Genomic DNA, 14,568 nt, shown 5'->3' on the forward strand with positions numbered 1-14,568 from the left:
ACGCTTCCGCCGTGGCTGAGCTGGATGAAGAGACGATCGCGTTCGCCCATCGCATGTTCGACCTGGCCCGTTCCGGGGGCACCGAGGAACTCATCGGCAACGTCATCGGCGGGCTGCCGGCCAACCTCACCAACGACAAGGGCGACACGCTGCTGATCCTCGCCGCGTACCACAACCACGTCGACACGGTGATCGCGCTGCTGGAGCAGGGCGCCGACCCCGACCGGGTCAACGACCGCGGTCAGTCGGCCCTGTCCGCCGCGGTGTTCCGGCAGAACGCCGAGACGGTGAAGTCGCTGCTCGCCGCCGGTGCCGACCCCAACGGCGGTACGCCCTCGGCGCTGGCCACCGCCGACTACTTCAAGCTTCCGGAGATGGCCGCGCTGCTGCGGGGCGCCTGACCGGTCCGGGTCAGCCCGGCGACGAGGACGTCGAGGGCGTCGCCGATGGCCGTCTCCTGCTCCTCGGCGGTCAGCTGGGGCAGCAGGTCGAGGAACATGGTCGACAGCCCGTGCACGGCGGCCCAGCTGGCCATCACCGCCCGGCCGGTGTCGGCCGGGCGCAGACATCCCGCCTCGACGAGCCGGGCCAGCGCGCGCTCCAGGAACACCTTCGGTTTGGGCCGGCCCTGGTCGTCCCGGTCGCCGGTGCTCGTTCCGGGGACGGTGATGCCGGTCGGGTCGCCGCCCATCGCGGTGCGGAACAGGCCCGGCTCGGCCACGGCGTAGTGCACGTAGGCCCGGCCGACTTCGCGTAGGTACGTCTTGGCCGCCTCGGCCCGATCCGCGGGCTCCTCCACCGCGTCGAGGTGGGCGCCCATGGCCTGGCCCATGTCGCCGCGGGCCCGCTGCGCGACCGCGCTCTTGAGGGCGGTCAGGGTCGGGAAGTGGCCGTAGGCGGAGTTCGGCGCCACCCCGACGGCGCGGGCGACCTCGCGCAGGACGACCGCGTGCGGGCCGCCGTCGCGGGCCAGGGTGACGCCGGCCGCGATCAGGGCGGCGCGCAGGTCGCCGTGGTGATACGTGGCCCTCGTACGAGGGCGCTTCTCAACCATGGCCAAATCCTGGCACGACATCGCCATGGTTGACAGTTTGGGCTGCTCAACACAATACTCACACTGTCCAGATGGTCGTCAGGAAGCCGTCAAGGTCGGTGCCGGTCAGCCGTCAAGGTGGGGCGTGAGGCTGTGCAGGTCTTCGATACCTGTCACGAAAGGCACTCCGGTGGCTCAATTCCTGTATCGGCTCGGAGCCCTCGCGGCCCGTCGCCGGCTCCTGTTCCTGGGGGCTTCGCTGGCCGTGCTGGCCGGGGCGCTCGTCCTGGCCTTCGGCTCGGCCGGCTCGTTCTCACCCGGGCACTCCATCCCCGGCTCGCCCGGGCAGCTCGCCCTGGAGAAGGTCGAGCGGCACTTCCCCGACGGCAGCGGCGTCGGCGGCACGGTGCTGTTCGTCGCCCCGAACGGCGCCCAGATGAAGGACGAGGCGGTGGCCCGGCAGATGCGGGCCGTCGTGCAACGCATCGGGGCCGAGGGCGTGATCGCCGACGTGGGTGACCCGCTCGAGGAGGTCTCGGCGGACGGCCGGATCGCCGTGGCCTCGCTCAGCTTCGATCTGCCGGCCGGCGGCGAGATCGACCCGGCCGTGCAGGACGCCGTCCGGGCCACCGGCGCGTCGTTCAACCAGCAGTACGGCGACCAGGGCGGGCGGGTGCTGTTCGGCGGCGACGCCTTCGAGGAGGAGCTCAGCCCGTTCGGCGTACCGGAGGGGATCGGCATCGGCGTGGCGCTGCTGGTCATGCTGATCACGTTCGGGTCGGTGCTGGCCGCCGGCGTCCCGATGCTCACGGCCGTGCTCGGGGTGGGCGGTACGGTCGCCGGCGTTCTGCTCGCGGCCGCCCGGTTCGACGTCTCGCAGAACGCGCTGACCCTGGCGATCATGCTGGGCCTGGCCGTCGGCATCGACTACGCGCTGCTCATCGTCTCGCGGCACCGGGCCCAGCTGACCCGGGGGCACACCGTCGCCGAGTCGATCGCGCTGGCCACGGCCACCGCCGGCGGCGCCGTGGTGTTCGCCGGCCTGACCGTGATCATCGCCCTGGCCGGCCTGACCCTGGCCGGGGTCCCGATGCTCACCTCCATGGGCCTGGCCGCGGCCGGCGCGGTCGCCATGGCCGTCCTGCTCGCCCTGACCATGCTGCCCGCCGTCCTCTCGCTGGCCGGGGAGAGGCTGCGACCGAAGCCGTCGTCGCGGGCCGCCCGCCGCGAGCTCGACACCCGGTCGCGCGGCCTGGCCGCCCGGTGGGTGGACGTCGTGATGCGCCGCCCGCGCACCGTCGTGGCGGCCGTCGTGCTCGGTCTGGCCGTCGCCGCCGTGCCGGCGGCGCAACTGGCGCTGGCCCTCAACGACAACGGCTCCGCGCCCCGGGCGTCCGAACCCCGGCAGGTGTACGACCTGGTCGCCGCCGCGTTCGGTCCCGGAGTCAACGGCCCGCTGGTCGTGCTGGTCGAGGGGGACGACCCCGGCGCCACCGCCGAGACGGTCCGCGACACGGTCGCCTCGATGCCCGGCGTCGCCCAGGCCGGCGGCCCGGTCGTCGCCGACGACGGGCAGGCCGCGCTCGTGCCGATCGTGCCCACCACCGGCCCCCGCGACAGCGCCACCAACACGCTGGTCGCCGACCTGCGGGCCGCGCTCGTGCCGATCGGCGCGCGGACCGGCGACGACGTCGCGGTGACCGGACTGACCGTGGTCAGCCTCGACGTCGTCGACAAGCTCAACGGCGCCCTGGTGCCGTTCACCGTGGTGGTCGTCGGGCTCTCCCTGCTCCTGCTGCTGATCGCCTTCCGGTCGTGGGCCATCCCGCTCAAGGCCACCGCCGGCTTCCTGCTGTCGGTCGGGGTCGCGTTCGGCGCCATGGTGGCCGTCTTCCAGTGGGGCTGGCTGGCCGGACCGCTCGGCGTGCCGCTCGAAGGACCGGTGCCCAGCTTCGCGCCGATCATCGTCATGGCCGTCCTGTTCGGCCTGGCCATGGACTACGAAGTCTTCCTGGTGTCCACGATGCGCGAGCACTACGCCCGGCACGGCGACGCCCGGGACGCCATCCGGGCCGGCAGCCGCAACGCCGGGCGGGTCGTCGTGGCCGCGGCGGTCATCATGATCGTCGTCTTCGCGAGCTTCCTGTTCTCGCACGACCCCAACGTCATGCCGATCGCCCTGGCCCTGACGGTCGGCGTGGCGGTCGACGCCTTCCTCGTACGCCTCACCCTGGTGCCGGCCGTGCTGACGCTGCTGGGCGACCGGGCCTGGCGGCTGCCGCGCTGGCTGGACCGGGTGGTGCCCAGGGTCGACATCGAGGGCCACGAGCTGTCCGGGGAGAAACCGGCCGCCGGCGCGACCGAGCCCCAGCCCCAGCCCAAACCCGAGCCCGAGCTCGTCTGAGGCAAGGAGACACCCATGACCGGCACCGGGACACCCGATCGCGTGCTCGTGGTCGACGACGATCCGGGCATCCGCGGACTGCTCACCTCGGCGCTGCGCTTCGCCGGCTACGAGGTCGAGGTGGCCGCCGACATCCCGCAGGCCCTCGAGCGGGTGCTCACCGGCCGGCCGGACGTCATCGTGCTCGACGTGATGCTCCCCGGTGGCAGCGGGTTCGACGTGCTGGCCCTGGTGCGGGCCCGGTCGATCGGGGTGCCGGTGCTCTTCCTGACCGCCCGCGACGCCGTGGAGGACCGGGTGCGCGGGCTGCAGCTGGGCGGCGACGACTACGTGGTCAAGCCGTTCAGCGTCGTGGAGATCGGGGCCCGGATCGAGGCGCTGCTGCGCCGCTCGCGCGGCACGGCGGCCCCCACCGGTCCGGCCCTGACCTTCCACGACCTGTCCCTGGACCCGCAGCGGCACGAGGTCCGCCGGGGTGACCGGCTGGTCGAGCTGTCGCCGACCGAGTTCAAGCTGCTGCACCTGCTGATCACCCACCCTGGGCAGGTGCTGTCCAAGCCGCAGATCCTCGAGGCGGTCTGGCAGTACGACTTCGGCGGCGACTCGGTCGTCGTGGAGCGGTTCATCTCCAACCTGCGCCGCAAGGTCGACGACGGGCACGAACCGCTGATCCACACGGTCCGCGGCGTCGGCTACGCGCTGCGGCGGCGCCGATGAGCCGCCGCTGGCGCCGGTGGCGGGCCGGCATCCGGGGCCGGCTGCTGGTGGGCTTCCTGATGCTGTTCGTCCTCGCCCTCGGGGCCAGCGGCGTCATCACCGCCCTGCTGGTCAACGACTACATCTCGGACCGTTCCGTCACCAAGCTGCGCGACGACGAGGGCCGGATCGCCGAGCTGGTCCGGTCCGGCCCGCAGACCATCAACGCCGATCAGTTCGAGACGATGCTCGGCCCGCCGCTGGGCATCATGGGGCTGGCCGCGGACGGCGACATCCTGTTCGCCATCGGCAGCAGCGCCGGACGCGAGTACGAGCTGGCCCGGCTGGCCGGCGCCGCGGTCCCGGGCCAGATCCTGCGAACCGGCGACGACGTGGTGGCCGTGCTGATCACGACCCCCGGCATGCGGATGACCTATCTCGACCGGGGCACCGACCAGGTGGCCCACCTGATCCTGGTCAACGACGCGACCGTCGACCGCCGGACCGTCCTGGGCTATGTGGGCAGCATGGCGGTGATCGCGTTCGTCGCCGTGCTCGTCCTGATGGGACTGGCCGTGGTCGTCCTGCAGATCGGCCTGCGCCCGCTGTCCGAGATGGCCCGGGCGGCCGACGCCATCGCCGGCGGCTCCCGCGGCGAACGACTGCCCGTCTCCGACCGCGGCGCCGAGACCGACGTGCTGGCGGCCGCCGTGAACCGGGCCTTCGACGCCCAGGCCCGCGCCGAGGACCGGGCACGGACCTTCGCGGCCGACGCGTCGCACGAACTGCGGACCCCGCTGGCCACGATCTCCGGCTGGCTCGAGCTCTACCGCCAGGGCGGGCTGAGCGGCGACGACGTCGCACAGGCGGTGGCCCGCATCGAGGACGAGGTGGGCCGGATCCGGCTGCTGGTCGAGGAACTGGGGTTGCTGGCCCGGCTGGACACCGGCCGGCCGCTGGAAAGCCGGCCGCTCGATCTGGCGACGCTGGCCGGGAGCGTGGTCGAGGACGCCCGGGTGATCCACCCGGACCTGGACATCACGCTGCGGGCGGAACCCGGCCTGCCCCCGGTGCCCGGCGACGCCGCCCGGCTGCAGCAGGTGCTGCGCAACCTGGTGGGCAACGCCGTCCAGCACAACCCGCCCGGCACCCGGGTCGGGCTGACCCTGTCACCCGACGGCGACCACGCCCGCGCCGACGTCACCGACAACGGCACGGGGATAGCCGCGGCCGACCTGCCCCGGCTGTTCGACCGTTTCTGGCGGGCCGAGGCGAGCCGCAGCCGCGACTACGGCGGCTCCGGCCTGGGCCTGGCGATCGTCCAGGCCATCGTCCGCGCCCACGGCGGACGGGTCACCGTGGCCTCGGAGCTCGGGCAGGGCACCACCGTGAGCCTGCACCTACCGGTCGTGCACGCCGTCGGCCGTGACGCCTGACGCTCAGGGCTCCTTCCTGACCCTGCGTTCGACTATCGTCGCTGGATGTCCAAGGGCGTGATCTCCGCGATTCTTGCGGGCTTCTACCTCACCATCGCCCTGTGCTGCCTCTCTGTGGTCGTGGTGAGCTGGGCGCTGGAGCGGCCCCTCGGCCTGATCGCCGACTTGCCGTCCTGGGTCCCGATCGGCCTCTTCGCCGCGTTGGCACCGGCCATCGTCGTCGCCGTCGCCGAGCAGTTCCGGGAGCGGTTCGGCGAGGCCGGCACCGCGCCGAAGGTGGGCGGCTGGTGGGCCGGGCTCAGTGCCGTGGCCCTCGGGCTGACCGCCGTGGGCATCCTGACCGGGGTGATGAGCCTCGACAGCGCCGGCGCTCCCAGCCCGCCCCGCGCCGATTGTGCCCACCCGCTCAGGGAGAAGGGCAACATCTACACCTGTGTCTCCGCCGCCGACTACCGGGAGGCCGGCGCCGGTGCCCAGCGGCAAGTCGCCGGTCTCGGCCTGGCCTTCTCCGCAGCGTCGGCGGCCGCGTTCCTCGCCATCACCCGGCGTCAGCGTGCCGTCTGAGCGAAGGTGGGCTGCAGGACAGCGGGGCCGGCCGACGCCAGCCACAACCTGGACCGCGCCTCACTCCCACGTGATCCCTCAGATACGCCCTAGATCTCCGCTCGGGTCAGCCCGTCCAGCATGCCGGCGATCTCCATCAGCCGGCGGACGCCGCGTTGCGGCTTGACCACCCGCAGCGTGATGCCGCGGAGGGCGGCCTTCTCGTACGCTCGGTCCAGGGCGGCCAGGCCGGAGGAGTCGCAGAAGCTGACGCCGCTGAAGTCCACGACCACGCGGGGCGTGCCGTCGGCCGAGGCCGCGCGGGTGAGCGCCTCCTCGAAGTCGTCGATGGTGGCCAGGTCGATCTCCCCGGTCACGGCGAGGAGGAGCGTGCCGTCGGCGATCGCGCTGGTGTGGACGATCATGGACGCCGCATTCCCCGTCCGGGCGGCGGCAATCCGGCTCAGCTCAGAAGGTTGACGACCTCGGCCGCTTCACCCCACGACAGGGTGAATCCGGCGCCGCCGTGGCCGTAACAGGCGATCACCGTACGACCGTGGCCCGGCACCGGCTCGAGCCGGACGCTCGTCCGCGCGGGGCGCAGGCCGACCGCTCGCGACAGCACCGCCTGACCGGCCAGCTCGGGTACGAGCTCGGTCGCCCGGGCCAGGATGCCGGCCTCGACGTCGGGGTCGATCGTCTCGTCCCACGAGCCGACGTCGCCCGTGCCGCCGCAGACGACGTCGTGGTCGCGCGGCACCACGTAGGTCAAGCCGGCCGGGTTCTCGTCGTCGAGCAGCCAGTCGGTCAGCCCCGGGTTGGACAGCCGCACGACCTGCCCGCGGATCGGGTACACCTCGTCGTCACCGCCGAGCAGCGCGGCCGAGCCGAGCCCGGCCGCGACCACCACGGCGTCGCCCGCCACCTCGTCCAGCCTCGCCACCGTCCGGCTCTCGAACCGTACGCCCAGGCTCTGGACCTCTCGATGCAACCAGCCCAGGTAGGCGTCGGTCACGACGAGCGGCAGCAGGCAGCGCACACCGGAGGCGCCGGGCGGCGGCGCGTCGGCCGGCGCCGCGCCCCCCGGCACGGCCGGGACCCAGCTCAGATCCGGATCGGGTGTGCGGTGCACGACCGTGCCGTGCCGCAGCCGCACACCGGTCGACGGGTCCCCGGCCAGCGCGACGAGCCGCCGGTACGTCACCTCGGCCGACGCGAGCACCCGCGGGGTCGGCGTCACGTCGTGCGGGAACCAGATCGCCGCCGCGACCGACGACACGGCCTCGCGATGGCCCTGGGCCGCGATCACGGTCACGCCGAAGCCCCGAGCCGCCAGCTCGTGTGCGACGGTCAGCCCCAGCACGCCGCCGCCGATGATCGAAACGCTGGTCACGACCTCAGCGTAGGGCCATCGCTACCGCAACGACCGGCGACCTTTGACGACGCCCAGGACGATCGAGGCGACCAGGGCGATCAGGCCGAGGATGAGGAGCCATTTGACGGCCTTGATGACCAGGCCGAGGACGATGAGCACCACGGCGACGACGCCGAGTGTGACCAGCAGCGAGCGCACAAGCTTCTCCTGACGTTGAGACTGCCGCAGTGCCCGCGACGGGCCGGTTCCAATCCGCTCTGTGGCCGGCGTCGCGTGCGTTCGTCGTGGTCTCGCCGGCGTCCGGGAACGAGACCGCGGCCGGTTCCGGCAGCGGACGGCGGATGTCGTACGCCGGTGGTAGAAAGGCCCGATGAACGCTGCCGAGCCCTTCCACGACCTCGATGCGTACGTCCGTCTGCCGCGACTCGCCGGCCTGTGGCTGTCGCCGGACGGTCAGCGGCTGGTGGTGGGGGTCGGCACGCCCGACAAGGAGAACGCGCGTTACGTCACCGCGCTGTGGGAGGTCGATCCCGAGGGCCGGCGGCCGGCGCGGCAGCTGACCCGCAGTGTCAAGGGCGAGTCGGCCGCGGCCTTCACACCCGGCGGCGACCTGCTGTTCACCTCGGCCCGCCCGCGGCCCGACGGCGAGGACGACGACGAGACGGCGGCACTGTGGTCGCAGCCGGCCGCCGGCGGCGATGCCCGGGTGATCGCCCAGCTGCCCGGGGGCCTGCACGGCGTGCGGGTCGCGCCGACCGGCACCCTGGTGGCCGGCTCGGGGCTGCTGCCCTCCTCGGCCGGCCCAGCCGCCGACAAGCAGGCCCGCGAGCAGCGCAAGCAGGCCGGGGTGTCGGCGATCCTGCACGAGGGTCAGCCGGTCCGCTTCTGGGATCACGACCTCGGCCCCGACCGGCCCCGCCTGCTGGCCGCCGAGCTGGGGGCGGGCGACGGCGAGCTCGAGTTCCGCGACCTCACCGGCCACGTCGGCGTGGCCCTCGACATCGAGGGCGACTGGGACCTCGCGCCCGACGGCCGCACGGTGGTCGCCGTCTGGACGGTCGCCGAGCCCGCCGGGTCGCAGCACACGGCGATCGCGGCCATCGACACGGCGACCGGCGAGCGGCGCCTGCTCATCGACGACCTCGGGCACGACTACGACTCGCCGCGGGTGTCACCGGACGGGTCCCGGGTGGCCGTGCTCGCCCGCCGCCGCTCGGCGGTGGACGACCCGGGCGACTCCTGGCTGGCCCTGGTGCCGCTGGCCGGTGGGCCGGTCGAGGCGCTGACCGGCGACTGGGACCGGTGGCCGCACAGCCCCCGGTGGACGCCGGACGGCGCCGCGCTGATCGTGGCGGCCGACGACAACGGGCGCTCACCGTTGTGGCGGGTGGACGCGGCGACCGGCGAGGTGACCCGGCTGACCGGCGACGACGGCGCCTACACCGACCTGCGCGTCTCGCCGGACGGGCAGTGGGTCTACGCGCTGCGCAATACCATCGCCGGCCCGCCGCACCCGGTGCGGGTGTCGCTCGGCTCGGCCGAGATCGAGCCTCTGCCGGGCCCGGCCGCGCCGATCGACGTGCCCGGCCGTCTCGAGGAGGTGACCGCCCGAGCCGCCGACGGCAGCCCGCTGCGCGCCTGGCTCGCGCTGCCCCCGGAGGCAGAGGCGGGCACGCCGGCGCCGCTGCTGCTGTGGATCCACGGTGGCCCGCTCGGGTCCTGGAACGCCTGGTCGTGGCGATGGAACCCGTGGCTGGCGGTGGCGCGCGGCTACGCCGTCCTGCTGCCCGACCCGGCGCTGTCCACCGGCTACGGTCTCGGGTTCGTCGAGCGCGGCTGGGGCGAGTGGGGCGACGCGCCCTACACCGACCTGATGGCCCTCACCGACGCCGCACTGGAGCGCCCCGACCTCGACGCCGGCCGCACCGCCGCGATGGGTGGCTCGTTCGGCGGTTACATGGCCAACTGGATCGCCGGGCACACCGACCGCTTCGACGCGATCGTCACGCACGCGTCCTTGTGGGCGCTCGACCAGATGATGACGACCACCGACCTGCCCTTCTACTGGCTGCGCGAGCTCACCCCGGAACGCCTCGAGACCAACTCCCCGCACCGGTCGGCCGACGCCATCACGACCCCGATGCTGGTCATCCACGGCGACAAGGACTACCGGGTCCCGATCGGCGAGGCGCTGCGCCTGTGGTGGGACCTGCTGTCCCGTTCCGAGCTGCCGCACAAGTTCCTGTACTTCCCGGACGAGAACCACTGGATCCTCAAACCGGGCAACGCCAAGGTCTGGTACGAGACGGTGCTTGCGTTCCTCGACCACCACGTGCGCGGCGAGAAATGGCAGCGGCCGGAGTCCCTGGGCTAGGCCGGGGCCAGGCCGCGGGCCGAGTCGCGCGTCCGGCCTTCGTCCGCGCCGGGCGCCTTCCGGCCCGCCGGAAGCGGTGATAGACAAACCCGGTGAGCGCCGACACCTTCACCGACTTCGACGCGTACGTTCGTCTGCCGCGACTGGCCGGGCTGTGGCTCTCGCCGGACGGGCGCCGGCTGGTCGTCGGGGTGGGAACCCCGGACAGCGGGAACACCCGGTACCGGACGTCGCTGTGGGAGGTCGACCCGGCGGGGGAGCGGCCGGCCCGCCGGCTGACCGGCAGCGACCGGGGCGAGTCCGCGGCCGGCTTCACCCCCGACGGCGACCTGTTGTTCACGTCGTCGCGGCCGTCCGGGCACGGCGACGACCCGGCCCTGTGGCGGCAGCCGGCCGGGGGCGGCGACGCGTACGTGATCGCGACCTCGCCCGGCGGCCTGCACGGTGTGCGGGTCAGCCCGGCCGGGACGCTGGTGGCCGGCACGGCGATGCTGCCCTCGGCCGACAGTACGGACGCCGACCGGCAGGCCCGCGAACAGCGCAGCGACGCCGGGGTCTCGGCGATCCTGCATGAGGAGTACCCGGTGCGGTACTGGGACCACGACCTCGGGCCCGACCGCCCGCGCCTGGTCACCGGCACGCTCGACGACCTGGTCCTGCGCGACCTGACCGGCCATGCCGGACGGGCCCTGGACGACGACCGCGACTGGGAGATCACCCCGGACGGCCGGACCGTGGTCACCGGCTGGATGGTGGCTGCGCCCGGCGCGTCGCAGCGGTCGGCGGTCGCGGTGATCGACGTGGCCGATGGCGGACGCCGGATGCTGGCCGGCCAGGACGGTCACGACTACAGCACGCCGCGGGTGTCGCCCGACGGCAGCCGTGTCGCCCTGGTCGTCCGCCGGTGGTCGTCGGCGGCCGAGCCGAGCGACATCTGGCTGGCCCTGGTGCCGCTGGCCGGCGGGCCGGTCGAGGCGCTGACCGGCGACTGGGACCGGTGGCCGCACAGCCCGTGCTGGACGCCGGACGGCGCCGCGCTGATCGTGGCGGCCGACGATCACGGTCGCTCACCGTTGTGGCGGGTCGACGCGGCGACCGGCGAGGTGACCCGGCTGACCCACGACGACGGCGCCTACACCGATCCGGTGGTCTCCCCCGACGGGCAGTGGGTCTACGCGCTGCGCAACACCATCGGCACCCCGCCCCACCCGGTGCGGGTGTCGCTCGGCTCGCTCGAGGTGGAATGCCTGCCGGGCCCGGCCGCACCGGTCGACGTACCCGGCCGTCTGGAGGAAGTCACCGCGCGAGCCGCCGACGGCAGCCCGGTGCACGCCTGGCTCGCGGTGCCCGGCGAGGCGGGCGCCGACACGCCCGCACCCCTGCTGCTGTGGGTCCACGGTGGCCCGATGACGTCGTGGAACACCTGGAAGTGGCACTCGAACCCGTGGCTCGCGGTGGCGCGCGGCTACGCGGTGCTGATGCCCGACCCGGCGCTGTCCACCGGATACGGCCTCGACTTCATCCGGCGTGGGTGGGGGAGCTGGGGCGACGCGCCCTACACCGACCTGATGGCCGTCACCGACGCCGCACTGCAACGCCCGGACCTCGACCCCTCCCGTACGGCGGTGGTGGGCGCCTCGTTCGGCGGCTACCTGGCCAACTGGATCGCCGGGCACAGCGACCGCTTCGACGCGATCGTCACGCACGCGTCGCTGTGGGCGCTCGACCAGATGATGACGACCACCGACCACCCGTACTACTGGCTGCGCGAGATGACTCCCGACCGCCTGCGGTCCCAGTCACCGCACCACGCGGCCGACGCCATCACCACCCCGATGCTGGTGATCCACGGCGCCCGGGACTACCGCGTCCCGATCGGCGAGGCGCTGCGCCTGTGGTACGACCTGCTGTCGCGCGCCGAGGGCCGGCACAAGTTCCTGTACTTCCCCGACGAGGCCCACGGCGTGAACAAGCCCGGCAACGCCAAGGTGTGGCACGCCACGATGCTGGCGTTCCTCGACCACCACGTACGCGGTGAGAAGTGGCAGTGCCCGGACCTGCTCGGCTGAGGGCGGGCCGGGTCGAGCGGGGCGGATGAGCCGGGGCCCATCCGCCCCGCCGATCAGCGCAGGGGCGGGTTGGCCAGCTGGACGAGCTCGACCGCCTGCTGCGGGAACCAGGCGCCGGCGGCCGGGTCGGCGATGCCGCCGCGCGCCGGGTCGGTGCCGGTGCCCGTGCCGCGGTCACACTGACCGTCGGACTGACCGGGCGTCTTGACCCACAGGAAGGCGTCGGCCAGCGGATCGCCGGTCCGGGTGGTCGGGCGCAGTCCCAGGCCCCGGTCCGGCGGGTTGCACCAGGTCTGCGGGTCGGGCCAGGTCACCCCGGCCGGCGCCGTCCACGGGCCCTGCCCGTTGCGGCTGGTGTCCACGACGAAGTGCGGCAGCTTGCGCGGGGAGACGTCGCCGACGTTGGTGGCGTACCAGGCGTCGCTGAGCGGCCACGTGCTGAAGTCGCCCGGGCTGGCCGGGTAGTACTGGCTGGCGCACTGTTCGAAGTGGCCGCGGGCCTCGGCCGGTCCCTGCGTGCCGTAGTAGACACACTTGGAGATCCAGTTGCCGTACTTCAGCTGGCGCTCGGTCGTCTCGTAGTTCGACACGTTGAGGAAGAACCCGTCGGCCTTGCGCACGCCGGCCTTGACCAGCCGGTCGGCGATGTCACCGACGCCCAGCCAGGCGCTGTGCGTGCCGTCGAGGTAGACGCTGGTCCGGGGCAGGGCGCCCAGCCGGTCGACCGCGTAGTTGAGCATCGCGAACCGCTCGGCGGCGGCGGTGGCCGCGTCGGCCTCGGCCGGCTGACACCATTCCTGCTCGCCGTTGATCGTGGTGTACCAGGGGATGATCCCCAGCCCGTCCGGCTCGAGCATGACGGCCGCCCGCTGCCCGCCGATGCCGGCCGCGAACGCGTCGATCCAGGCCCGGTACTCGGCCACCGAGGTCGCCCCGCCCGCGGAGTATTGCGAGCAGTCGCGGAACGGGATGTTGTAGGCCACGAAGACCGGCATGGTCCTCTTGGCGGCCGCCCGCCACGCCTCGGCCTTGACCGACTTCGTCAGCGACCGGCCGGAGCCGCCGGTGACCCAGACGGCCTGCGGAGTCTCGACCATGGTTCGGATCTGGTGGGCCAGCCCGCGCTGCCCGGCCGCCGTGAGCTGGGCGATCTGCTGGACGGCGCCCGGGTCCGGCTTGGGGGTGTAGAAGCGGGTGCCGTCCGGGATCACCGCCCCCGCGGGTGAGGGATTCATTGCCAGGGCGACCGCGCAGGCAGCGGCCGCGGCGGCGAACGCGGTGCTCGCCCGCCGCGCGCGACGAGATAAGGACACGTCGGACTCCTCTTCGTACGGCTACTTCGTCCGGGACAGTGGGAGCGTTCCCATTCTTAGCTGAGCCTCGATGTGTTGCCGACTCAAGTCAAGAAGATGACGGCCCTGACTTGCGGGCCCCCCGGTGAGGCCCCGCCCGGCGTGGGTCGCTGTGGTATCTATGGACCCTTCTGGATCGGTGCGCGGGGGCGAGACCGTCCAGTTCGAACTGCCCCCTGCTCGGTGATCCGTCCTCACGTGAAGGAGGAAGATCGGTGCGCAGACCTCTCGTACTTCTCGCCGCGCTCGTGATGTCCCTGGGCGGCCTGGCCGTCGCCCCGGGCCCGGCTCAGGCTCAGGCCGCGGCCGAGCCCACCGTGACCCGGCTGCCGTTCGGTCACCCGGCCGACGTCGTCTCGGCCGGCGACCGCGTCTTCATCAGCGGCGGGCGCGACGCCACCCAGATCGTGGTCGCCTCGGCCGCCGGCGCGATCACCGCCACGATCGACGGGCTCGAAGGCCCGACCGACCTGCAACTGAGCACCGACCGGCGCACGCTCTACGTGGCGCTGCCGTCGGCCGACAAGATCGTCGCGTACGACACCGGCTCGCTCACGCAGTCGGCCGTCCACGACACCGCCGGCGGCACCTGCCCGTCCACGCTGGCCTACGCCGGCCGTTACCTGTTCTTCGGGTACGGCTGCAGTGGCGAGAGCGGCGAGATCGGGAAGATCGACCTGGCCCGTCAACCGGCCGTGGTGACCACCGGGCTCACCGGCCAGAGGTTCGGCGCGCCGCGACCGGCCACGGCCCTGCGCAACTCCAAGGTGCTGTTCGTCGGGGACGAGGGCGGCAGCCCGTGGACGGGCTACTCCTACACGATCGGCGCCGGCGGCACGCTGACCTCGGTCGGCAGCACCAGCCAGCTCGGCGGGAACCTGAGCGACGCGGCCGTCGACCCGACCGGCGCCACCGTCTACACGGCGAGCGGCTCGCCGTACCGCCTGCAGTCGTTCTCGATGGCCGATCCGACCCGGACCGGACCGTCCTATTCGATCGCCCCCTACCCGAACGCGGTCGAGCTGACCCGGGACGGCACCCGGATCGCCGGCGGGTCCGACGCGGCGTACGACGGCGATGTGTTCGTCTTCGACATCGACGGCACGTCGGTGGCGGCGTTCGATCTGGGCGGCCGGGATCACCTCCTGACCCGCGGCGGGCTGGCCTGGGCGCCGAACGGCCGGCGGCTCTACGCGATCAGCGACGACGGTTCGGCCTATCAGGCTCCGGCCCAGTTGCACGTGCTTCCCGTCCCGGCGGCCTGATCGCGTCGCCGGACGCTGTTT

Annotated in this window: 13 protein-coding genes; 8 read left to right on the forward strand and 5 right to left on the reverse strand. The window is 73.3% G+C overall.

Annotation, left to right across the window (positions count from 1 at the left end; genetic code table 11):
- Positions 1-11 precede the first annotated feature (11 nt).
- Entirely contained in the window at positions 12-401 is a 390-nt protein-coding gene (locus tag HJC40_RS31685) for an ankyrin repeat domain-containing protein (protein ID WP_250006756.1), read from the forward strand.
- Here HJC40_RS31685 and HJC40_RS31690 read toward each other — a convergent pair.
- A complete protein-coding gene (locus HJC40_RS31690; protein ID WP_250006758.1) occupies positions 356-1,054 on the reverse strand; it encodes a TetR/AcrR family transcriptional regulator in 699 nt (232 codons plus the stop codon). The genes HJC40_RS31685 and HJC40_RS31690 overlap by 46 nt on opposite strands.
- 169 nt (positions 1,055-1,223) lie before the next feature.
- Here HJC40_RS31690 and HJC40_RS31695 point away from each other — a divergent pair, with 169 nt between their 5' ends.
- The 4 genes from HJC40_RS31695 to HJC40_RS31710 are packed head-to-tail and all read left to right on the forward strand — an operon-like array spanning position 1,224 to position 6,133.
- Positions 1,224-3,437 (forward strand): MMPL family transporter, encoded by a 2,214-nt coding sequence (locus tag HJC40_RS31695; protein WP_250006760.1) that lies wholly within the window; start codon positions 1,224-1,226, stop codon positions 3,435-3,437.
- Between the two features lie 15 nt (positions 3,438-3,452).
- On the forward strand, positions 3,453-4,154 hold the full coding sequence (locus HJC40_RS31700; protein ID WP_250006762.1) for a response regulator transcription factor: 702 nt from the start codon (positions 3,453-3,455) through the stop codon (positions 4,152-4,154).
- Entirely contained in the window at positions 4,151-5,569 is a 1,419-nt protein-coding gene (locus tag HJC40_RS31705) for a cell wall metabolism sensor histidine kinase WalK (RefSeq protein ID WP_250006764.1), read from the forward strand. Before HJC40_RS31700 ends, HJC40_RS31705 begins: the two co-directional genes overlap by 4 nt.
- Positions 5,570-5,614: 45 nt before the next feature.
- Positions 5,615-6,133 carry a hypothetical protein gene (locus HJC40_RS31710; RefSeq protein WP_250006766.1) on the forward strand — a complete coding sequence of 173 codons (519 nt, stop codon included), beginning with the start codon at positions 5,615-5,617 and terminating at the stop codon, positions 6,131-6,133.
- 89 nt (positions 6,134-6,222) lie between these two features.
- Here HJC40_RS31710 and HJC40_RS31715 read toward each other — a convergent pair whose 3' ends face one another.
- Genes HJC40_RS31715 through HJC40_RS31725 form a run of 3 tightly spaced genes read right to left on the reverse strand, consistent with a single transcriptional unit; the run spans position 6,223 to position 7,685 of the window.
- Positions 6,223-6,537: an STAS domain-containing protein gene (locus tag HJC40_RS31715; RefSeq protein ID WP_250006768.1), complete on the reverse strand. Its 315-nt coding sequence runs from the start codon at positions 6,535-6,537 to the stop codon at positions 6,223-6,225.
- Positions 6,538-6,575: 38 nt separating this feature from the next.
- Positions 6,576-7,505: an FAD-dependent oxidoreductase gene (locus tag HJC40_RS31720; protein WP_250006770.1), complete on the reverse strand. Its 930-nt coding sequence runs from the start codon at positions 7,503-7,505 to the stop codon at positions 6,576-6,578.
- Positions 7,506-7,526: 21 nt separating this feature from the next.
- A complete protein-coding gene (locus HJC40_RS31725) occupies positions 7,527-7,685 on the reverse strand; it encodes a hypothetical protein (protein ID WP_250006772.1) in 159 nt (52 codons plus the stop codon).
- 172 nt (positions 7,686-7,857) lie between these two features.
- Here HJC40_RS31725 and HJC40_RS31730 point away from each other — a divergent pair, with 172 nt between their 5' ends.
- Positions 7,858-9,861 carry a prolyl oligopeptidase family serine peptidase gene (locus HJC40_RS31730; RefSeq protein ID WP_250006774.1) on the forward strand — a complete coding sequence of 668 codons (2,004 nt, stop codon included), beginning with the start codon at positions 7,858-7,860 and terminating at the stop codon, positions 9,859-9,861.
- A gap of 92 nt (positions 9,862-9,953) precedes the next feature.
- A complete protein-coding gene (locus tag HJC40_RS31735) occupies positions 9,954-11,930 on the forward strand; it encodes an alpha/beta fold hydrolase (protein WP_250006776.1) in 1,977 nt (658 codons plus the stop codon).
- 53 nt (positions 11,931-11,983) lie between these two features.
- Here the strand turns inward: HJC40_RS31735 and HJC40_RS31740 are convergent, their stop codons facing one another.
- On the reverse strand, positions 11,984-13,243 hold the full coding sequence (locus tag HJC40_RS31740; protein ID WP_374273204.1) for a glycoside hydrolase family 6 protein: 1,260 nt from the start codon (positions 13,241-13,243) through the stop codon (positions 11,984-11,986).
- A gap of 254 nt (positions 13,244-13,497) precedes the next feature.
- Here HJC40_RS31740 and HJC40_RS31745 point away from each other — a divergent pair, with 254 nt between their 5' ends.
- Complete coding sequence (locus tag HJC40_RS31745) at positions 13,498-14,547, forward strand: beta-propeller fold lactonase family protein (protein ID WP_250006778.1); 1,050 nt, start codon at positions 13,498-13,500, stop codon at positions 14,545-14,547.
- Positions 14,548-14,568 lie beyond the last annotated feature (21 nt).

Origin of the sequence: Actinoplanes sp. M2I2 (genome assembly GCF_023544445.1) — a bacterium.
Classification (GTDB): Bacteria; Actinomycetota; Actinomycetes; order Mycobacteriales; family Micromonosporaceae; genus Actinoplanes.

Bases quoted from the DNA above. Each gene is read 5' to 3' on its own strand.
- HJC40_RS31690 (WP_250006758.1), bottom strand. From the start codon at position 1,054: ATGGTTGAGAAGCGCCCTCGTACGAGGGCCACGTATCACCACGGCGAC.
- HJC40_RS31700 (WP_250006762.1), top strand. From the start codon at position 3,453: ATGACCGGCACCGGGACACCCGATCGCGTGCTCGTGGTCGACGACGAT.
- HJC40_RS31705 (WP_250006764.1), top strand. From the start codon at position 4,151: ATGAGCCGCCGCTGGCGCCGGTGGCGGGCCGGCATCCGGGGCCGGCTG.
- HJC40_RS31710 (WP_250006766.1), top strand. From the start codon at position 5,615: ATGTCCAAGGGCGTGATCTCCGCGATTCTTGCGGGCTTCTACCTCACC.
- HJC40_RS31715 (WP_250006768.1), bottom strand. From the start codon at position 6,537: ATGATCGTCCACACCAGCGCGATCGCCGACGGCACGCTCCTCCTCGCC.
- HJC40_RS31730 (WP_250006774.1), top strand. From the start codon at position 7,858: ATGAACGCTGCCGAGCCCTTCCACGACCTCGATGCGTACGTCCGTCTG.